The following is a 19401-nucleotide window of genomic DNA, read 5'->3' on the forward strand; positions in this document are numbered from 1 at the left end:
TCGCACCCGGTCCACGAGGAGAGTCCATGTCCAGCAGCAAGCTCAAGCGCGGCGTCGTCAGCACGGCCGCGATCGTCGTGGGGGTCGGCCTGCTGGCCGCCTGCGGCGCCAACGACGCCCAGGAGGGCGACAGCGACACCAAGGTCATCGCGCTCCTGCTGCCGGAGTCGAGCACCACGCGCTACGAGGCCTTCGACAAGCCGCTCTTCGAGGCCAAGGTGCAGGACGTCTGCGGCGACGAGTGCGAGGTCGTCTACTTCAACGCCGACCAGGACGAGGCGAAGCAGACCCAGCAGGTCGACTCGGCCATCTCCCAGAACGCCGACGTCATCGTGCTCGACCCGGTCAACGGTGCCGGCGCGGGCGGCATGGTCCGCACCGCGCAGGAGTCGGGCGCCGAGGTCATCGCCTACGACCGCTTCATCGAGGGCGCGGACTACTACCTCTCCTTCGACAACGAGACCGTCGGCCGCATGCAGGGTGAGGCGCTCGTCGAGGCCACCGGTGGCACGGGCGGCATCCTCATGCTCAACGGCGCACCCAGTGACCCCAACGCCGCGCAGTTCAAGTCGGGTGCCCACGAGGCGATCGACGCGAGCGGCCTCGAGGTGCTGGCGGAGTACGACAACCCCGACTGGAGCCCCGACAACGCCCGCACCTGGACCACCGACCAGCTGGCGCGCTTCGACGCCGGCGACATCGCGGGCGTGTACGCCGCGAACGACGGCCAGGCCGGCGGTGTCATCGCCGCGCTGACCGGCGCGGGCGTCGACCCGACCGCGCTGCCGCCGATCACGGGCCAGGACGCGGAGCTCGCCGCCATCCAGCGCATCGTCGCCGGTGAGCAGGCCATGACGATCTACAAGCCGATCAAGGTCGAGGCCGAGAAGGCCGCCGAGGTCGCCGTGGCGCTCGCGAAGGGCGAGGACGTCGGCGAGACGACCGACTACGAGGGCGTCGACTCCTTCATCTTCGACCCGATCGTCGTCACGGCGGACAACGTCAACGACACCGTCATCGCCGACGGCTTCTACTCGGTCGAGGACATCTGCACCGCGGACTACGCCGACGCCTGCACCGCCGCCGGCATCGGGGCGTGAGCTCGGCCGTGGAGCTCAGCACGACGACCCGCGCAGCGGCGGGGTCCGCCCTGTCGCTGCGCGGGGTCAGCAAGCGGTTCGGCGCCGTCCAGGCGCTCTCCGCCATCGACCTCGACGTCGCCAAGGGCGAGGTCGTGGCCCTCGTCGGCGACAACGGCGCCGGCAAGTCGACGCTGGTGAAGATCATCTCCGGCGTCTACCAGCCCGACGGCGGCACGATCACCCTCGACGGCCGCGAGGTCGTCGTGGGTGGTCCCCGCCAGGCGCAGAAGCTCGGCATCGCGACCGTGTTCCAGGACCTGGCGCTGTGCGACAACCTCGACGTCGTCGCCAACCTGTTCCTCGGTCGCGAGCGCACCGCGGGCGGTCTGCTCCTCGACGAGGTCCACATGGAGCAGGAGGCGTGGCGGCTGCTGCGCCGCCTCTCCGCCAAGATCCCGTCGGTCCGCATCCCCATCGCGGCGCTCTCGGGCGGCCAGCGGCAGACCGTCGCCATCGCCCGCAGCCTGGTGGGCGACCCCGGCATCGTCATCCTCGACGAGCCGACCGCCGCGCTCGGCGTCGCCCAGACCGCGGAGGTGCTCTCCCTCGTGGGGCGCCTGCGCGAGACCGGCCTCGGCGTCATCCTCGTCAGCCACAACATGGCCGACGTGCTGGCCGTGGCCGACCGCATCGAGGTGCTCCGCCTCGGCCGCAACGCGGCGCGCTTCGACGCCGCCGACGTGACCACCGAGCAGCTCGTCGCCGCGATCACCGGTGCCGGGGAGCGCCCGGCCCATCCCTCCGACTCGCCCGCAGGAGCCCGCCCATGACCGTCGCCGCCGACCTCGCCGACGAGCGGCTCGTCCGCAGTCGCGGCGCCCGTGGCGCCCTCGACGTCGTCTGGAACCGCCTGCGGGGCGGCGACCTCGGCAGCCTGCCGGTGGTCGTCGGCCTGATCGTGATCTGCACGGTCTTCTACAGCCTGGACCCGCGCTTCCTGTCGTCGTTCTCGATGGTCAACATCCTGACCTACGCGGCGCCGGTCGGGATCATCGCGCTCGGCATCGTGCTGGTGCTGCTGCTCGGCGAGATCGACCTGTCCGTCGGCTCGGTCTCGGGCATGGCGGCCGCCATCATGGCCGTGCTCGTGGTGAAGGAGGGCCAGCCGGCGCTCGTCGGCCTGCTCGCCGGCGTCGCCGTCGGCGCGGTCGTCGGCATCGCCTACGCGTTCCTCTACACCGTGCTCGGCATCCCGAGCTTCGTGTTCTCCCTCGGCGGCCTGCTCGGCTTCCAGGGCGTGCTGCTCTACGTCCTCGGCTCCGACGGCACCATCAACCTGCCCGACGGCTCGGGGCTCACCGAGTTCGCCCGGTTCAGCTTCGTCAGCGGGGCCGCGGCGTACGTCGGCGTGGCGATCGTCGTCGCCCTCTACGTCGCGTCCCGCCTCTGGACGATCCGCCAGCGGCGCGCGGCCGACCTGTCGGCCCCCTCGCTCCTCGGCATCGGGCTCAAGGCCCTCGCTCTGGCGGCCGGCCTGGGCTGGCTGACGTGGTACCTCGGCGTCGACCGCGGCTGGAGCTACAGCTTCCTGCTCTTCGCGGCGCTCGTGGTCGTCGTGGACCTGGCGCTGCGCCGCACGCGATGGGGACGCCACGTCTTCGCCGTCGGCGGCAACGAGGAGGCGGCCCGCCGCTCGGGCGTGAAGGTCACGCGGATCTACGTGTCCGTCTTCGTGCTGACGTCCACCCTCGCCGCGCTCGGCGGCCTGCTGGCCGCCGGCCAGCAGACCTCGGTCTCGCAGGCCACGGGCACGACCGACACCAACCTGACCGCGATCGCCGCGGCCGTCATCGGCGGCACCAGCCTCTTCGGCGGGCGCGGGTCGGCGTACGCCGCGATGCTCGGCATCATCGTCCTGCAGGCCATCCAGTCGGGCCTCAACATCGTCGGTGTCGACTCCTCCGTCCGCTTCATGGTCACCGGCGGCGTGCTGCTGCTGGCGGTCGCCATCGACTCCGTCGCCCGTCGGGCGCGGTCGGCGAGCGGGCGCGGCTAGCGCGTCGTACCCCTCCCCGGCGTCGAGCAGGGGTGGAGCCGGGGGCGTCTCCGGGCACGGCCATAGGCGTGCCGGAGGGACGCCCCCGGTCCGCGTTCGGCACACTGCTCCCGTGAGCAAACTGTTCGGGGGACTCCGCCAGGCGCCCGCGCGCGTGCTGGCGGGCGTGCAGACCGGGGTGCGCGGGTTCGTGCTGAAGCAGGTGGGCGGCCGCGTCGACCTGTCGAAGATCGACCGCGTGCCCGCCAGCCTCGGCTGGCCGCTGGAGCGGGAGGGCGTCGACCCGCCCGGGCGGCTCGAGGAGATGCGGGCGGAGCACCCGGTGAGCCTGCTGACCACGTTCCTGGGCATCAAGGTGTGGTTGGTGACGGGGTACGACGCGGGCCACGAGGTGCTCGTCGACCGCGGTGGTGCGTACTCCACCGACATCCGGCCCTACGTGGGCAAGGCCGGCGCCGACGGGGGCGACATCGGCGGGCTCGGGTTCACGGACCCGCCGGACCACACGCGGCTGCGGAAGTACCTGACGCCCGAGTTCACCCGCCGCCGGCTGCAGCGGCTCGAGCCGCTCGTCGACGCCATCATCGAGCGCCAGCTCGACGAGATCGAGGCGGCGGCCCGGGCGGCCGAGGACGGCGTCGTGGACCTCGTGCCGCTCTTCAGCTTCCCCATCCCGTTCCTCGTCATCTGCGAGCTCCTCGGCCTGTCCGACGAGCGGCGCGCGATCTTCCAGGAGCTCGGCTCGGCCCGCTTCGACGTCTCCAGCGGCGGCATCGGCGCGTTCGGGGCCATCTCCGGCTCGCGCGAGTTCCTCCTCGCCGAGACGGCCCGCCAGCGGCACGACCCCGGCCCGGGGCTGATCGGTCAGATCGTGCGCGACCACGGCGACGAGATCAGCGACTACGACCTCGGCGGTCTCGCCGACGGTGCGTTCACGGGCGGCATGGAGACGTCGGCCGGGATGCTCGCGCTCGGCAGCGCCGTGCTGCTCGAGCACCGCGAGACCTGGAAGCAGCTCGCCGCCGGCGAGGCCGACGTCGACGCCGTCGTCGAGGAGCTGCTGCGCTACCTCTCCGTCGTGCAGGTCGCCTTCCCGCGGTTCGCGACCACGGACGTCGAGGTCGCGGGCCAGCAGGTGCGCAAGGGCGACGTCGTGCTCGTGCACCTGCCGGCCGTCGACCGCGACCCGTCGTTCGGCGCCTGCCCCCACGCCTTCGACCCCGGGCGGGAGGAGAGGTCGCACCTCGCCTTCGGCCACGGCATCCACCGGTGCGTCGGCGCCGAGCTCGCCCGGATGGAGCTGCGGAAGGCCTACTCGGCCCTCGCCCGCCGTTTCCCCGACCTCGGGCTCGTGCGCGGGACGGACGACCTCGACTACTTCAGGTCGTCGATCGTGTACGGCGTCGAGCGGATGCTCGTCCGACCGCTGGGCTGACGCGGCTCAGCCCAGCTCGACGTCCGCCAGCCACACGTCGGCGATGGTCTCGAGCGCCCACGGGAGGCTGAGGGCGCTGGCCCCGCGGCGCATCACCCAGATGGCGTTGCCGCCGGCGGCCGGGTCCTCGCCGTCGACCGCGGCGTACCGGCCCTCGGCGACCGCCGGGATCGCCTGGAACAGGGGCGACGCCTCCCGCGCCTCGCGGGTCGCGTCGTCGAAGTAGCCCACCACGAGCACGTCGCCGTCGAGCCGTCCGAGCAGCTCGTCGGACACGTGCGTCTCCTCGGTGAACTCGTCCGCGGCCGGGTGGGGGGCGAAGCCCAGGTTGGCCACGACCTGCTCGGCCGTGCCGCCGGCGACGGTGTAGTAGTCCATCCCCGTCTCGGGGTAGTCGGTCGCGATGGTGAGGGTGCGGCCGGCGTACTCGGGGTGGGCGTCCGCGACCGCGGCGATCGCCGCCTCGGCCTCCTCCACCACCGTGTCCGCGGCGGCGGCGAGGTCGAGCACCTCGCCGATCCGGCGCTGGGGCTCCCGCCAGTCGATCTGCGTCCCGTCGACGAGCTCGGGGTTCTCGAGCACGGGTGCGATCGCGCTGAGCCGCTCGAAGTCGGCCTCCTCCCAGAGGAAGTTGAGCGCGATGATGAGGTCGGGCTCGCTCGCGGCGATGCCCTCGACGTTGATGGGGTCGCTGCGGGTCGCCGTGTCGACGGTCTCGATCCCGGCCAGGTAGTCGTCGTCCCGCCACTCCCAGTCCTCGTCGGAGAGCGCGTAGACCGGCGTCACGTCGAGGGCCTCGAGCGCGTCGAGGTTGGAGGAGAAGCCGATGACGGCGACCCGTTCGGGCCGCTCCTCGAGCACCGTGTCGCCGGCCCAGGTCTCGAGGGTCAGCGGGTAGGACGTCGTGCCCTCCGCGGCCGGGAGCAGCGCCGCCGAGGACCCGCTCCCGCCGTCGCCGTCGCCGTCGTCCCCGCCCTCCGCGCCGCAGGCGGCCAGGGGGAGGGCGAGTGCTGCGGCGAGGACGCCGGTCAGCGCGCGCCTCCGCGCTCGGGGGGTGGGGACGGTCATGGGGGACTCCTCGGCTCGGGGTGCCGCACGGTCGCGGGCGGCGCGACGAGGTTAGGTGAGCCTACCCATGCCTTAGGGTGCAGTTCCCGCCAACCTGGGTGCAGTTCCCGGCGGTACGACGAGGAGGAGCCCCGTGACGACGATCGCGTCCGCCCGGGTCCACGTGCCCGCGTTCGCCGTAGCGGAGCGCGCCGAGGCCGAGGAGCACGTGCTCCTGTGGCAGGTGCGGGGGTCCTCCGACGTCCGGGTGGACGGCGAGGACCGCACGCTCGTGGCGGGTCAGGCCCTCTGGATCCCGGCGGGGGTGCGCCACGAGTTCACGGTGCGCGTGAACTCGGTCGTGCTGCCGATGCTGTTCGGAGCGGGCACGACCGCGACCACCCTGCAGCGGCCCACGGCCATCGGGGTCGACGCCGACCTGCGCACGCTGTTCCTCGCCTACGTGCAGACGAGCTACAGCATCATCCGGCCCCCGGTGAACATCGCGCGGCAGATCCTCGCGCTGCTGGAGGAGCGGCCGGCGCTGCCCACGGCGCTGCCCCTGCCCGCGAGCGCGGCGGCCCGGGCCGTCGCGGAGGCGCTGCTGTTCAACCCCCGGCGACGACCGGAGCGTCGAGGAGCTGGCGACCGCGGTCCACGCGTCGGTGCGCACCCTCGAGCGACGGTTCCGTGCGGAGACCGGGCTCTCGTTGCGGCAGTGGCGGATCCGCAACCGCATGGAGGCGGCCGCGGTGCTCCTCCGGTCGCGGACGACCACGGCGGCGGTCGCGCACCGGGTGGGCTACACCGACCTCAGCGCGTTCCGCCGGGTGTTCAAGGCCCACTTCGGGACGACGCCGGGGGAGTACGCGGCGCGTCAGTAGGTCGTGCGCCGCTGCACGACCGGCCGCCCGATGCCGGCACCGATCTCCTCGAGCTCGGCCACGGTCTTCGCGGAGCCGTGCTCGGAGCCCGCCATGCGGGAGATGGTCTCCTCCATGAGGGTGCCGCCGAGGTCGTTGGCGCCGGCGCGCAGCATGAGGCGGGTGCCGTCGATGCCGAGCTTGACCCAGCTGGTCTGGATGTTCGAGATCCGGCCGTGGAGCAGGATCCGCGCGAGGGCGTGCACGGCGAGGTTGTCGCGCAGCGACGGGCCGGGGCGGGCGACGCCGGCGAGGTAGATCGGCGCCGAGGCGTGCACGAAGGGCAGGGGCACGAACTCGGTGAAGCCGCGACGTCCCTCGGCCAGGGAGAGGTCCTGGACGCCCTTGAGCACGTTGAGGTGTCCCACCCAGTGGCGGGGGTTGTCGACGTGGCCGTACATCATCGTGGAGGTCGTCGGGATCCCGACGCGGTGCGCGGTGGAGATGATGTCGACCCAGGTGGCCGTGGGGAGCTTGCCCTTCGTGAGGATCCAGCGGACCTCGTCGTCGAGGATCTCCGCGGCGGTGCCGGGGATGGAGTCGAGACCGGCCTCGCGGGCCTTGATGAGGAAGTCCTCGAAGGAGAGCCCGGTGCGGGTGGAGCCGTTGAGGATCTCCATCGGCGAGTAGGCGTGCACGTGCATCTGGGGCACCCGCGCCTTGACCGCGGCGGCGATGTCGAAGTACGCCGTGCCCGGCAGCTGCGGGTCGATGCCGCCCTGCATGCACACCTCGGTCGCGCCGAGGTCCCACGCCTCCGCGGCCCGGTCGGCGACCTGGTCGAGGGACAGCGAGTAGGCGTCGGCGTCGGTGCGGCGCTGGGCGAACGCGCAGAAGCGGCACCCGACGTAGCAGACGTTGGTGAAGTTGATGTTCCGGTTCACCACGTAGGTGACGTCGTCGCCCACCGTCTCGCGGCGCAGGTCGTCGGCGAGCTCGGTGACCGCGCGCAGCAGGTCGCCCTCGGCGGTGATGAGCGTCAGCGCGTGCTCGTCGGCGAGGTTCCCGGGATCGCGGTGGGCCGCCGCGAGCGCCTCGCGGCCCGCGGCGAGGTTGACCGAGGGCGCGGACGGCGCGGAGGGTGCGGAGGGCTCGGCGCCGATGGCGCGCGCGGCTCCGTCGATCTCCGACCAGTCGCCGTACACCGTGTCGAAGTCGCTGCGCCGGTCCTCGGTGCGGCCGGAGGTGTCGACCTCGGCGTGCAGGTCCACCCGCCCGAAGGAGCTGGCCTCGAGGGAGGGGTCCGGCTCCTGCCAGGGCGCCCCGACCGGTCGGATCCCGGGGACCGCCAGCCCGTCGTCCTGCGCGAGCGCGGCCACGTGGCCCGCGACGCGGGGGTCGAGCCAGGGCTCCTCCCGGGTGAGCGAGCCCACGACGTACTCGGGGTGCACGGTCAGGCGCGGCTCGAGGGTGAAGCCGCACTCGGCGGTGACCGCACGCAGCCGCTCCAGCGAGGGCCAGGGCCGCTCGGGGTTCACGTGGTCGGGGGTCAGGGGCGAGACGCCACCCCAGTCGTCCACGCCGGCGTCGAGCAGGGCGCGGCACTCCGCCGAGCCCTCCGCGTGGTCGACGAGGTTGGGCGGGGCCTGCACGCGGGCCTTGGGGCCGAGCAGGACGCGGGTGACGGCGATGGCGGCGCGGTACTCGTCGAGGCCGAGGTCCCCCGCGTGCCGCATGGCGGTGTCGGGCTTGGCGCGGAAGTTCTGCACGATCACCTCCTGCACGTGGCCGTAGGTCCGCGCGATCCGCCGCAGCGCGAAGATCGTCTCGGCCCGCTCGGTGAGGTCCTCGCCGATGCCGACCAGCAGCCCGGTGGTGAACGGGATCGACAGGCGCCCGGCGTCCTCGAGCGTGCGCAGGCGCACCGCCGGGTCCTTGTCGGGGGAGCCGAAGTGGGCCAGGCCCTTGGTGGTGAAGAGCCGCGTCGAGGTCGTCTCGAGCATCATCCCCATCGACGGGGCGACCGGCTTGAGCCGGTTCATCTCCTCCCACGACATGACGCCGGGGTTGAGGTGGGGCAGCAGCCCGGTCTCCTCGAGCACGTGCACGGCCATCGCGCGCACGTAGGCCAGCGTCGAGTCGTAGCCCTGCTCGTCGAGCCACGCCCGCGCCTCCGGCCAGCGGTCCTCCGGCCGGTCGCCGAGGGTGAACAGCGCCTCCAGGCACCCCAGCGCCGCGCCCTCGCGGGCGATGTCGAGGATCTCGTCGGGGGAGAGGTACGGCGCGCGCCCGGCCCGCGCCGCCTGCCCCGGCGTCTCGACGAAGGTGCAGTAGTGGCACCGGTCCCGGCACAACCGCGTGATCGGGATGAACACCTTGGGGGAGTAGGTGACCACGCCCGGGCGCCCCGCCGCGACGAGCCCGGCGTCGCGCACGCGCGCCGCGACGGCGGTCAGGCGGTCGAGCTCCTCACCCGTGGCCCCCAGCAGGGCCGCGGCCTCCGCGACGTCGAGGCTGGCGCCCCGCTCCGCGCGGGCGAGGGCGCGGCGTACCTGCTGGGGGGTGGGAGCGGTGGGGTCAGCAGTCACCGTGCGAGCCTAGTCCGGGGTGGCGCGGGAGGATCACAGGCCGAGCATCCGCCCGATGATCTCCTTCTGGATCTCCGTCGTGCCGCCGTAGATCGTCTGGATGCGGCTGTCGACGAAGGCCTTGGCGATGGGGTACTCCATCATGTAGCCGTAGCCGCCGTGCAGCTGCACGCCCCGGTCCACGAGCTTGGTCTGCAGCTCGGTGGTCCACCACTTCGCCATCGACGCCAGCGTCGTGTCGACCTCACCGCGGTTCAGCTTCATCACCGTGTCGTTGACGAAGACGCGGGCGATGTGGACCTCGGTCGCCATCTCCGCGAGCGTGAAGCGCGTGTTCTGGAACTTGGAGATGGGGCGGCCGAAGGCCTCCCGCTCCTTCACGTAGTCGAGGCTCAGCTTGAGGATGTGCTCGCACGCGGCGACGGCGATCGCGGCGATCGAGACGCGCTCGCGGGGGAGGTTGTTCATCAGCGAGATGAAGCCGGAGCCCTCCTCGCCGAGCAGGTTCTCCTTGGGCACGATCACGTTGTCGAAGAACAGCTCGGCCGTGTCCTGCGCCTTCATGCCGACCTTGTCGAGGTTGCGGCCGCGGCTGAAGCCCTCCATGCCGCTCTCGACGACGAGCAGGCTGATGCCGTTGTGGCCCGCGTCGGGGTTGGTGCGCGCGACGACGATGACGATGTCGGCCATGATCCCGTTGGAGATGAAGGTCTTGGAGCCGTTGAGCACGTAGTGGTCGCCCTTGTCGACGGCGCTCGTGCGGATGCCCTGCAGGTCGGATCCCGCCCCGGGCTCGGTCATCGCGATGGCGGTGACGATGTCGCCGGAGACGCAGCCGGGCAGCCAGCGCTCCTTCTGCTCCTGCGTGCCGAGCTCGAGGATGTAGGGGACGATGATGTCGTTGTGGAGCGGGAAGCCCAGGCCGCTCGCGCCGATCTTGCTGATCTCCTCGACGACCACCATGTTGTAGCGGAAGTCGTCGAGCCCGAGGCCCCCGAACTCCTCCGGCACGTCGAAGCTGAGCAGCCCCGTCGCCCCCGCCTTGCGCCAGACCTCGCGGTCGACGATCCCGTCGGCCTCCCACTGCTCGTGGTACGGCGCGACCTCCTTCTCGAGGAACGCGCGGACGGTCGCGCGGAAGTCCTCGTGCTCGGTCTCGAGGATCTCGGCGGCACTGGCAAGGGACATGCTGGCTCCTCAGGTACGTCGATGTGACATCGCAACTGTTACAGCGAAACTGTCATGGTGCAAGCGGGCAGGGGGCCCGAACCGCGCGGCGGATTGCCTCGCGGTCGTGACAGACCTACTGTCACGGTCGTGAGCCCGTCCCCCGAGCCGTCCGACACCACCGATCCGTCCGCGCTCGGCGACACCGGCCTCCTCACGATCGACGAGCTGTCGGCACAGGCGGGCACGACGGTGCGCACGACGCGCTACTACGCGAGCCTCGGCCTCATCCCGCCGCCCGAGCGCCGGGGCCGGGTGGCCTACTACGGCGACGTCCACCTCGCCCGCCTCGAGATGGTCCGGGCGCTGCAGGACCACGGCTTCACGCTGCAGGCGATCGAGCGCTACCTGACGTCGCTCTCGCCCGAGGCCACGACCGAGGAGCTCGCCCTGCAGCGGACGATGCTCACCTCCTGGACGACGCAGCCGCCCGAGCGCCTGACCCGCCGGCAGCTCGACAAGCGCGCCGGACGCGTGCTCTCCGACGACCAGCTCGCGGTGCTCGTCGAGCTGCAGGCGCTGGAGCTCGACGACGACGGCGCCCGCTACCTGGTGCACGCCGGCCTGCCCCAGGCGCTCGAGATGTTCGACCTCGACCTGCCGCTCGAGTCGATGGTGCAGGCGACCGCGGCGATCGACCGCCACATGCGGTCGCTCGCCGACGAGCTCACCGAGATCCTGCGCACCCAGGTCGTGCGGCCCTTCCGGGCCGAGCAGCACACGCCGGAGGAGGCGGTCCGCATGGAGCGCACGGTCTCGTCCCTGCGCCGCGTCACCCTCGAGGCGGTCGTCGTCGGCTTCCAGCGGGCGGCCAACGAGGTCATCCAGCGGTCGCTGCGGCGCCGTTAGGGCGCCCACCGCGCGGGTGCTGGGGCACGATGGGCGCATGAGCGAACGAGCGCCGGTGCGCACCTGGCTGACCGACATGGACGGCGTGCTGGTCCACGAGGAGGAGCCGATCCCCGGCGCCGCCGAGTTCGTGGAGACGTTGCAGGCGTCCGGCCTCGAGTTCCTCGTGCTGACCAACAACTCGATCTACACGCCCCGCGACCTCCGCGCCCGCCTCCTGGGCAGCGGGATCGACATCCCCGAGGACCGCATCTGGACCTCCGCGCTCGCCACCGCCCAGTTCCTCGCCGACCAGCGGCCGCACGGCACCGCGTACGTCGTGGGGGAGGCCGGGCTGACCACCGCGCTCCACGACGTGGGCTACGTGCAGACCGACCGCGACCCGGACTACGTCGTGCTGGGCGAGACCAGGACGTACTCGTTCGAGGCCATCACCCGTGCCATCCGCCTCGTCGAGGGCGGGGCGCGGTTCATCGCGACCAACCCCGACCCGAGCGGCCCGAGCCAGCAGGGCAAGCTCCCGGCCACCGGTGCCGTCGCGGCCCTCATCACGGCGGCGACGGGACGCGCGCCGTACTTCGTGGGGAAGCCGAACGCGCTCATGATGCGCAGCGCGCTCGACCGGCTCGAGGCGCACTCGGCGACGACGGTGATGATCGGCGACCGGATGGACACCGATGTCGTGTCGGGGCTCGAGGCGGGCCTGCGGACGATCCTCGTGCTGACCGGCTCGACGCCGCGGGCGCACGTGGGGAACTTCCCCTACCAGCCGACGCGCATCGCGGAGTCGATCGCCGACGTCGTGCCGCTGGTGGCGGAGGGGCGGATCTAGCTCGGGTCGGTTCCGCGCCCGACCCCTGGACGTCATGCGGTGCGGTGCCCGGGGGCGGCGGTGCGCATGACGTCCCGCAGTGGGAGCGGCGGTGTTCTCGGCGAGCCGGTTCGCCGGCTGGCGGGGTACGGAACTGTGCGGCTGGGGCAGTCGGGATGGGGGCGAGACACGTCCGAGCCGCACATTTCGGAGCCTCTGGTGGTCGGTCGGCCGCGCCCCCCGGACGTCATGCGGTGCGGTGCCCGGGGGCGGCGGTGCGCATGACGTCCCGGAGCCGGCCTCACTTCAGCGTGATCTTCACCGGCGGCTGGCTCGGCGGGCTCTGCCCCGCGACGTTCGTCGCGTAGACGACGAAGTAGTGGTTGCGCGCCGGCAGGTTGCGGAACGTCAGCGTGCCCTGGCTGGCCGGCACGGTGGTGAAGGTGCTGTTGTGCTGGACGGTGTACTGCAGCACGCGCGCCCCGTTGTCCGACGGCGGCGGGCGCCAGGAGACGGTGACGTTGCGGCCGCTCACGGTCACCTTCGGGGGCGCGGGGGCGGCCGGGGCGGCGACGGTGATGGTGACCCGTCGCGTCGGGCTCGCGACGGACTCGCCGATCACGTTGACGGCGGTGACGGTGAAGTCGTAGGTGCCGCGCGGCAGGTCGGTGAAGTCGATGCGGGTGCGGTCGGCGGGCACGGTGAAGGTCTCGCCGTTGCGGCGCACGACGTAGTGGCTGATCGGCTCGCCGTTGGGGTCGGGCGGATACCAGGCGAGGTACATGTCGTTCACCGTCGCCTTCGCGTAGGGCTGCGCGATGGTCGCGGGCACCCCGGCGGGCGTGACGACGGCGGTGGGCGTGGAGGCCTCGGACTCGCCGACGGCGTTGACGGCCACGACGCGGAAGCTGTAGCCGGCGCCGTTGCGCAGCCCGGTGAGGGTCGCGGTGGTCGCGTCCGCGGGCACGCTGACGCTCACGGGCGGCTGGTCGACGGCGGTGCCGCGCACGACGTACCCCGTCACCGGGCTGCCCCCGTCGTCCGCCGCGCCGACCCAGGTGACGGTCGCCGACCGGTCGCCGCGCACGGCGCTCGCGCCGGTGGGCGCGCTGGGCACGGTCGCGTCGCAGCGGAGGTCCTCGTCGCCGAGGGCGACGGCGCGGGCGCGCTCGGCCTCGGTGCGGGCGGGGGTGCAGGTGGTGCCGGCGATGACGACGGTCTCGCCGGAGGGCACGAAGCGGATGACGGTGCCGTCGGCGGGGCGCGGGGTGGCGGTGCGCTGCTTGTCGTACGTCGCGGGTGTCAGCGTCGTCGGCGAGCCGCACGCGTCGCCGGTGGCGACCGCCGCGCAGTCGGCGAGGGGGATGAGCGCGCCGCCGGCGGCCCGGGCGGTCACGGGGGTGACGGCCCCGCTGACGGGGTCGGTGACGGTGGAGCGCACGAGGGTGCCGTCGGTGGCGGTACGGCGCACGTGGCCGCCCCACGGCGCCGCGGTCGAGCCGGCGTTGCGGAGCGCGGCGGCGTCGACGCGGACGACGGGCTGGGTGCCGCCGTAGGGGTCCCACGAATCGACGGTGAAGGCGGCGCCACCGGCGAAGACGTGCACGGTCGCCCGCGCGCCGCTGCTGAGGACCGCGCTGACGAAGGTGCCGTCGAGCGGGGTGGCACGGAGGTGGGCGTGGCGGCGGTCGACGGCCACGTCGGGGGTGTCGACGGCACCGTCGACGGCGGTCGCAGCGACGCTGACCGCGGGCGGGACCTCGCCACCGATGGCGGCGACGGAGGTGGCGGCGATCGGCGCGCGGCCCGCGACGCGGTAGAACCGCTCGCTCGCGCTCCCGCCGCTGCCGGCGGGGACGCGGAGCAGGGTGCCCTCGGCGGGGTACGCCGCAAGCCGGTCCCAGTCGCCCCCGGTGCCGGCGCGGTCGATGGCCGCGTCGTCGACCCAGCTGGTGGTCGGGCGGGCCCCGAAGCCGTCCCAGGAGTCGATCCACTGCGGGGAGCCACCGGCGACGACGAAGACGTCGTTGCTGGTGCGGCCCTTGAGGTAGGTGCCCTCGGGGGGCCGCGAGCGGAGGTGGGTGAAGGCCCCGCCGGCGCCGGTCTGGCCGGCCTTGTCGACGGTCTCCTCGCCGACCCAGACGACGCGGGGGCTGCCGAACGCGGCGACGTCGTCGACCCGGAGCGGTGCGCCGCCGGCGACGACGAACATGCGCCCCGAGTAGGCGGCGCGCAGCATCGTGCCCTCGGCGGGGATCTGGCGGAGCACGTCGTAGCGCGCGTCGGTGCCGATCGCGTCGACGACCTTGTCGTCGACGTCGACGACCCCCGCGGGCGCGGTGATGTCGGGCATGTAGACGGGCGCGCCGCCGGCCACCCGGAAGAGGCGCTTCGAGCCGTAGCCCCGCAGGTAGGTGTTGTCGGGGATCGCGGTCTTGAGGGTCGCCCAGTGGGCGGCGGTGTAGACGTGCTCGGGCTTCTGGCCGCCGACGGCGGCCCAGCTGCTGACGTACGTCGGCGCTCCGCCCACGATGCGGTAGATGCTGCCCGCGTAGCGCACGAAGTCGCCCTCGTCGGCGCGGTCGACCCCGGCGTAGGCGACCTCGGTGCTGTCGCAGGCGGCGTTGTTGGCGGTGGGGAGCGCGGTGGAGAGCATCGCGATGGGGGCGTCGGCGCCGATGACCGCGTAGTTGTCGTACTTGACCCAGCAGGCCTTCTGGAAGTCCGTGTGGGTGTGGATGCCGCTGGTGGTGCAGACGCGCCAGGACGAGGAGTAGGGCCAGCCGTCGGAGGTGCCGTCGGCGCAGGCGCTGTTGGGGGCCGTGCCGGTCGCGAGGTAGCCGATCGTGGTGCCGGGCGGGAACGCCGGGGTGCTGGTCGAGACCTGCACGTCGCGCAGGTGGCCGTAGCGGATCTGGGAGACGAAGCCGCCGTTGACCATGACGTCGAGGGTCACCATCGTGCCGGCGCCGTTGTTGTTGTTCGCGACCCTGGAGACCTTGAGGGTCACGTCGCCGTCGAAGGAGCGCATGTTGGGCTTCACGGCGGCGCCGGGGCCCTTGTGGATGTCCCAGGAGAACCCGCCGAGCAGGCGGGGCGTGTGGTCCTTGGGCGCGACGATGCCGGTCCGGCCACCGCCGTCGAACGGCATGTAGACCACGACGCGGGTCCCGCCGACGGCCGCGTCCGCCGGGGCGGAGGTCGTCGTGAGCGTGACGGCAGCGAGCGCGCTGGCGAGCAGCAGCAGGCCGACGGCGAGGGTGACGACGCGCCGCACGGGGGAGGGCGCGCGCCATCGAGGGGGGAGGTCGACCAGCACGCAGGGCAATCTATGGGGCTGGAGAGACGTGTGGGACGAAAGAGGTTGAACTACAAATGAGTAGTTCTCCGGGTGGTCGTCGGGTGATCGCGCGGGGCGGTCGGAGGGACCACCGGGCGCAGCTGCTCGGGTCGCCGCGCCCGGTGGGGTCAGGGAACTTCTACGGGGACGGTCTGAGCTGGCGGACCCCCGTGCTGGTCGCCGCGTAGAGCATCGCGGACGTCGAGAACACGAGCGCGCCGTCGTTGCTGGCCAGGGGATCGGTCAACAGCCACAGCCCCGCGCAGAGCGCCAGGCCGGCGGCCACCATCGGCCATCCCGGTCGCGCGGCACGAACCACCCCGATGACCGCGCCGACGCCGAGCGCGAGAGGAGAGGCCAGTGTCGCGAGCGTCATCGCACCTCCTCCTGTGCCCCGAGGGGGAGGAGGTGTCGAGCTGTGGCGCTTCCCCCCGGGGCGAACCCGAGCGCCGCGCCCAACATAGATGGGCACGTCGGAATGGCGCAACGGGTTGTCCACAGCTCGACTGGGTCTCTCGCTTGGTGAAATTGTGGACAAGCGGTTGCGTTGGCTGTGCGCAGCGTCGTCCAATGTTCTCGCTTCGTGATGGACCTCTACTCGGGACGAGGAACTCATGTCGATCGCCGACGCTCCGGCGCGCTCTGACGGCGCTGCCAGCTCTTCTGCGCGTCCTGCGCCGGTGGCGCCGGTGGCGCCGGCGGCTCCTGCGGCTGTCGTGGATGCGCTGGACTCGATGGTGCGCGAGGCCGTCCGCGGCCAGGGCATCGACCCGCAGCGCGACACCGCGGCGGTGCGCCGTCTGGCGGAGGCCGCGGTGCGCGAGCACGACGAGCGGAGCCTGACCGGTGCGGTGCAGCGGTTGGCGGACCCGTCGGCGGTCGTGGCCGAGGTGGTGGCGCGGATCGCGGGGTTCGGTCCGCTGCAGCCGCTGCTCGACGACCCGACGATCGAGGAGGTCTGGATCAACGACCCGTCCCGCATCTGGGTCGCTCGCAACGGCCGCCACGAGCTGACGAACCTCATGCTGACGCCCGCGCAGGTGGCCGAGCTCGTCGAGCGCATGCTCAAGAGCAGCGGTCGGCGGCTCGACGTCTCGAGCCCGTTCGTCGACGCCATGCTGCCCGACGGGCACCGGCTGCACGTGGTGCTCGAGGGCATCAGCCGCGGCTTCACCGCGGTGAACATCCGCAAGTTCGTGCTCCGGGCGGCGCGGCTGGATGACCTGGTCGAGCTGCGGTCGCTGACCCCGCAGGCCGCGGCGTTCCTGACGGCGGCGGTGCGGGCGGGTCTGAACGTCCTGGTGGCTGGAGGAACGCAGTCGGGCAAGACCACGATGCTCAACTGCCTCGCGGCCGCGATCCCCGGGGGCGACCGGGTGATCAGTGCGGAGGAAGTCTTCGAATTGCGGTTCCCGCACCCCGACTGGGTCGCCCTCCAGACCCGCCAGGCGGGACTCGAGGGCACGGGCGAGGTGCCGCTGCGCGCGCTGGTGAAGGAGGCGCTGCGGATGCGGCCCTCCCGGGTCGTCGTCGGCGAGGTGCGCGCCGAGGAGTGCCTCGACCTGCTCCTCGCCCTCAACTCGGGACTCCCCGGCATGTGCACGCTCCACGCCAACAGCGCACGCGAGGCCCTGGTCAAGATGTGCACGCTCCCGTTGCTCGCCGGCGAGAACATCTCCTCGCGCTTCGTCGTGCCCACCGTGGCCAGCTCGGTCGACCTCGTCGTCCACCTCGGCATCGACGCCGGCGGCGTACGCCGCGTGAACGAGATCGTCGGCGTGCCCGGCCGGGTGGAGAACGACGTCATCGAGGTCGAGCCCCTCTTCGTGCGGTCCGCCGGCGAGCTGCGACGCGCCAACGGTCATGCGCCGCGCCTCGCGGCCTTCGAGCGCGCCGGCATCGACGTGCACCGGATCCTGGCGGCCTGACGTGGGGGCGGTCGTCGGGCTCGGGGTGGGCATCGGCCTGCTCCTCGTCTGGTCCGCGTTCGTCGTGCCGCGCCGACCGCGCTCGGCTCCGCGCACACCCGGGCCCCTGACCACGCGCCTGCTCGCGGCGGGACTCGGCCACGTGTCCGCGTCGTCGCTGCTGGTCCTCTGCGGGGTCCTCGGCGTCGCGGTGGCGTTCCTCCTCCAGGTGCTGACCCGCACGGCGCCGGTCGCGGTCGTGATGGGGTTGCTCGCGGCGTACCTGCCCGTGGCGCTCGTCGGTGCCCGCGCCCGTCGGCGACGGGCGGAGTTCGCGGACGTCTGGCCCGACGCGGTCGACAACCTCGCCTCGGCCGTGCGCGCCGGGCTGTCGCTGCCCGACGCCCTCGTCGCCCTCGGTGAGCGGGGGCCGGAGCCGCTGCGGCCGGCGTTCGCCGCCTTCGCGCTCGACTACCAGGTGACGGGCCGCTTCTCCGACTGCCTCGACCGGTTGAAGGAACGGCTGGCGGACCCCGTCGGCGACCGCGTCGTCGAGGGGCTGCGCGTCGCGCGCGAGGTAGGCGGGGGTGACCTCGGGCGGCTCCTCCGCAACCTGTCGGGCTACCTGCGCGACGACGCACGACTCCGCTCCGAGCTGGCGGCCCGTCAGGCGTGGACGGTCAACGGGGCACGCCTCGCGGTCGCCGCGCCGTGGCTGGTGCTGCTGATGATGGCGTTCCAGGGCGAGGTGATCCGGCGCTACGCGACACCGACCGGCACCGTCGTCCTCGTCGTGGGCGCGCTGGTGTGCGTGGCGTCCTACCGCTTGATGACCTGGATCGGTCGTCTCCCCGTCGAGCGGCGGATCCTCCAGTGAGCCCGGCCTGGTGGGGTGCGTTGCTCGGCCTCGTCGCCGGGGGTGGCCTCGTGCTCGTCCTCGCGCGCGTCCGGGCGATCCGGCGGCCCTCGCTGGAGCTGCGGGTGCTGCCGTACGTCCGCGCCGTCACGCCCGTCGAGGGCCCGACGCGTCCGACGACGGCCCCGGGACGCGGTGGCACGACAGCCGCGGTGGTCGGTGTGTTCGGCCCCAGCGTGCGGCGCGCGGCCGATGCCGTCGAGAAGGTGCTGGGCGGCAGTGCGTCCGTACGCCGCCGTCTCGCCCGCGCCGGACTCGACCGGTCGGTGCACGACTTCCGCGTCGAGCAGGTGGTCTGGGGGCTCGCCGCCTTCGGCGCCGCTGCCGTGTGGGGTGCGGTGCGCACCCTCGCCGACCCCGGAGCGGCTGTCGGTTCGGTGGTGCTCTGCCTCCTCGCGTTCGTGTGCGGGGTGCTGGCGCGGGAGCAGCGCCTGACGGCGCAGGTACGGCGCCGCGAGCGCCGCATCGTCGAGGAGTTCCCCACCGTGGCCGAGCTGCTCGCGCTCGCGGTCGCTGCGGGCGAGGGCCCGGTTGCCGCCCTGGAGCGCGTCGTCGCGCGCAGCGGGGGCGACCTCTCCCGCGACCTGGCCGCCGTGCTCGCCGCGATCCGCACCGGCGAGCCGGTCGCCGAAGCCTTCGACCGGATGGCCGCGACGACCGGCCTCCCGCTCGTCGCCCGCTTCGCCTCGGGCATCGCCGTGGCCGTCGAGCGCGGTACGCCGCTGGCCGACGTCCTCCACGCCCAGGCCGCCGAGGTGCGGGACGCGGGTCGGCGGGAGCTCATCGAGTCCGCCGCCCGTCGCGAGGTCGTCATGATGGTGCCGGTCGTCTTCCTCGTGCTGCCCGTCACCGTGCTGTTCGTCTTCTACCCGGGCGTGGTCGGGCTCCGGCTCGTCGCGCCCTGATCCGTCGCCAGCCACCACCAGCCACCACCAGCCACCACCAGCCACCACCAGCCACCACCAGCAAGGAAGCAGAGAGAAGGAGGGGCAATGTCCGTCTCGGGACTCCTCACCCCCGTCGTCCGGTCCGTCGTCGTCCTCGGGGCGTGGCTCGCCCGACTGGCGCTGCCCGACCAGGTCGGGGTGCGTCGGCGCACGCAGCGCGGCGACGTCCCCGGGTGGGTCATGGTGACCGTCATGACCGCCGGGTTGGTCTACGCGATCTGGACCTTCGCCGGGCCGGAGCTCAACGCCATGTTGGCGCGGGCTCTCGGCAGCGTCAGTGGGCTCGGCTAGGCGACGCCGCCGCGACCAGCGCGGGTCGGCGATCGTCGACTT

15 protein-coding genes and 1 pseudogene are annotated in these 19401 nt (G+C 73.0%); 11 read left to right on the plus strand and 5 right to left on the minus strand.

The window, feature by feature from the left end:
- Positions 1-26: 26 nt before the first annotated feature.
- From QE405_RS00320 to QE405_RS00335, 4 genes are all read left to right on the plus strand, one after another.
- The gene (locus QE405_RS00320) at positions 27-1100 is read left to right on the plus strand and encodes a substrate-binding domain-containing protein (RefSeq protein WP_307198240.1); all 1074 of its coding nucleotides are present in this window, start codon (positions 27-29) and stop codon (positions 1098-1100) included.
- Complete coding sequence (locus tag QE405_RS00325; protein ID WP_373459430.1) at positions 1097-1912, plus strand: ATP-binding cassette domain-containing protein; 816 nt, start codon at positions 1097-1099, stop codon at positions 1910-1912. Before QE405_RS00320 ends, QE405_RS00325 begins: the two co-directional genes overlap by 4 nt.
- Positions 1909-3138 carry a sugar ABC transporter permease gene (locus tag QE405_RS00330; protein ID WP_307198241.1) on the plus strand — a complete coding sequence of 410 codons (1230 nt, stop codon included), beginning with the start codon at positions 1909-1911 and terminating at the stop codon, positions 3136-3138. Before QE405_RS00325 ends, QE405_RS00330 begins: the two co-directional genes overlap by 4 nt.
- Before the next feature lie 112 nt (positions 3139-3250).
- Complete coding sequence (locus tag QE405_RS00335) at positions 3251-4573, plus strand: cytochrome P450 (protein WP_307198242.1); 1323 nt, start codon at positions 3251-3253, stop codon at positions 4571-4573.
- A 6-nt stretch (positions 4574-4579) separates the two neighbouring features.
- On the opposite strand, the gene QE405_RS00340 is transcribed toward QE405_RS00335, so the two are convergent.
- Complete coding sequence (locus tag QE405_RS00340) at positions 4580-5641, minus strand: ABC transporter substrate-binding protein (protein ID WP_307198243.1); 1062 nt, start codon at positions 5639-5641, stop codon at positions 4580-4582.
- 614 nt (positions 5642-6255) lie between these two features.
- On the opposite strand from QE405_RS00340, the pseudogene QE405_RS00345 reads away from it, so the two are divergent.
- Positions 6256-6504, plus strand: a pseudogene (locus QE405_RS00345) (helix-turn-helix transcriptional regulator); the annotation flags it as partial.
- Here QE405_RS00345 and QE405_RS00350 read toward each other — a convergent pair.
- Both QE405_RS00350 and QE405_RS00355 read right to left on the minus strand, forming a co-directional pair.
- Complete coding sequence (locus tag QE405_RS00350) at positions 6498-9071, minus strand: bifunctional FO biosynthesis protein CofGH (protein ID WP_307198244.1); 2574 nt, start codon at positions 9069-9071, stop codon at positions 6498-6500. The pseudogene QE405_RS00345 and the gene QE405_RS00350 overlap by 7 nt on opposite strands.
- Before the next feature lie 33 nt (positions 9072-9104).
- Complete coding sequence (locus QE405_RS00355) at positions 9105-10259, minus strand: acyl-CoA dehydrogenase family protein (RefSeq protein ID WP_307198245.1); 1155 nt, start codon at positions 10257-10259, stop codon at positions 9105-9107.
- A gap of 129 nt (positions 10260-10388) precedes the next feature.
- Between QE405_RS00355 and QE405_RS00360 the strand changes: the two genes are divergently transcribed.
- Both QE405_RS00360 and QE405_RS00365 read left to right on the plus strand, forming a co-directional pair.
- Positions 10389-11147: a MerR family transcriptional regulator gene (locus tag QE405_RS00360; protein ID WP_307198246.1), complete on the plus strand. Its 759-nt coding sequence runs from the start codon at positions 10389-10391 to the stop codon at positions 11145-11147.
- Between the two features lie 37 nt (positions 11148-11184).
- A complete protein-coding gene (locus tag QE405_RS00365; RefSeq protein ID WP_307198247.1) occupies positions 11185-11979 on the plus strand; it encodes an HAD-IIA family hydrolase in 795 nt (264 codons plus the stop codon).
- A gap of 280 nt (positions 11980-12259) precedes the next feature.
- Here the strand turns inward: QE405_RS00365 and QE405_RS00370 are convergent, their stop codons facing one another.
- Positions 12260-15277 (minus strand): fibronectin type III domain-containing protein, encoded by a 3018-nt coding sequence (locus QE405_RS00370; protein ID WP_307198248.1) that lies wholly within the window; start codon positions 15275-15277, stop codon positions 12260-12262.
- A 160-nt stretch (positions 15278-15437) separates the two neighbouring features.
- On the minus strand, positions 15438-15674 hold the full coding sequence (locus QE405_RS00375) for a hypothetical protein (RefSeq protein WP_307198249.1): 237 nt from the start codon (positions 15672-15674) through the stop codon (positions 15438-15440).
- Between the two features lie 238 nt (positions 15675-15912).
- Between QE405_RS00375 and QE405_RS00380 the strand changes: the two genes are divergently transcribed.
- The 4 genes from QE405_RS00380 to QE405_RS00395 all read left to right on the plus strand — a co-directional run bounded on the left by QE405_RS00380 (position 15913) and on the right by QE405_RS00395 (position 19359).
- A complete protein-coding gene (locus QE405_RS00380; protein ID WP_307198250.1) occupies positions 15913-17226 on the plus strand; it encodes a CpaF family protein in 1314 nt (437 codons plus the stop codon).
- A gap of 1 nt (position 17227) precedes the next feature.
- Positions 17228-18082, plus strand: a complete 855-nt coding sequence (locus QE405_RS00385) for a type II secretion system F family protein (protein WP_307198251.1) — start codon at positions 17228-17230, stop codon at positions 18080-18082.
- Entirely contained in the window at positions 18079-19026 is a 948-nt protein-coding gene (locus QE405_RS00390) for a type II secretion system F family protein (protein WP_307198252.1), read from the plus strand. The genes QE405_RS00385 and QE405_RS00390 overlap by 4 nt, the downstream gene beginning before the upstream one ends.
- A gap of 87 nt (positions 19027-19113) precedes the next feature.
- Entirely contained in the window at positions 19114-19359 is a 246-nt protein-coding gene (locus QE405_RS00395) for a hypothetical protein (RefSeq protein ID WP_307198253.1), read from the plus strand.
- Positions 19360-19401: the final 42 nt, after the last annotated feature.

It is taken from the genome of Nocardioides zeae (assembly GCF_030818655.1).
GTDB classification, from domain to species: domain Bacteria; phylum Actinomycetota; class Actinomycetes; order Propionibacteriales; family Nocardioidaceae; genus Nocardioides; species Nocardioides zeae_A.

Bases quoted from the DNA above. Each gene is read 5' to 3' on its own strand.
- QE405_RS00330 (WP_307198241.1), top strand. From the start codon at position 1,909: ATGACCGTCGCCGCCGACCTCGCCGACGAGCGGCTCGTCCGCAGTCGC.
- QE405_RS00365 (WP_307198247.1), top strand. From the start codon at position 11,185: ATGAGCGAACGAGCGCCGGTGCGCACCTGGCTGACCGACATGGACGGC.
- QE405_RS00375 (WP_307198249.1), bottom strand. From the start codon at position 15,674: ATGACGCTCGCGACACTGGCCTCTCCTCTCGCGCTCGGCGTCGGCGCG.
- QE405_RS00340 (WP_307198243.1), bottom strand. From the start codon at position 5,641: ATGACCGTCCCCACCCCCCGAGCGCGGAGGCGCGCGCTGACCGGCGTC.
- QE405_RS00355 (WP_307198245.1), bottom strand. From the start codon at position 10,259: ATGTCCCTTGCCAGTGCCGCCGAGATCCTCGAGACCGAGCACGAGGAC.
- QE405_RS00320 (WP_307198240.1), top strand. From the start codon at position 27: ATGTCCAGCAGCAAGCTCAAGCGCGGCGTCGTCAGCACGGCCGCGATC.
- QE405_RS00380 (WP_307198250.1), top strand. From the start codon at position 15,913: ATGTCGATCGCCGACGCTCCGGCGCGCTCTGACGGCGCTGCCAGCTCT.
- QE405_RS00395 (WP_307198253.1), top strand. From the start codon at position 19,114: ATGTCCGTCTCGGGACTCCTCACCCCCGTCGTCCGGTCCGTCGTCGTC.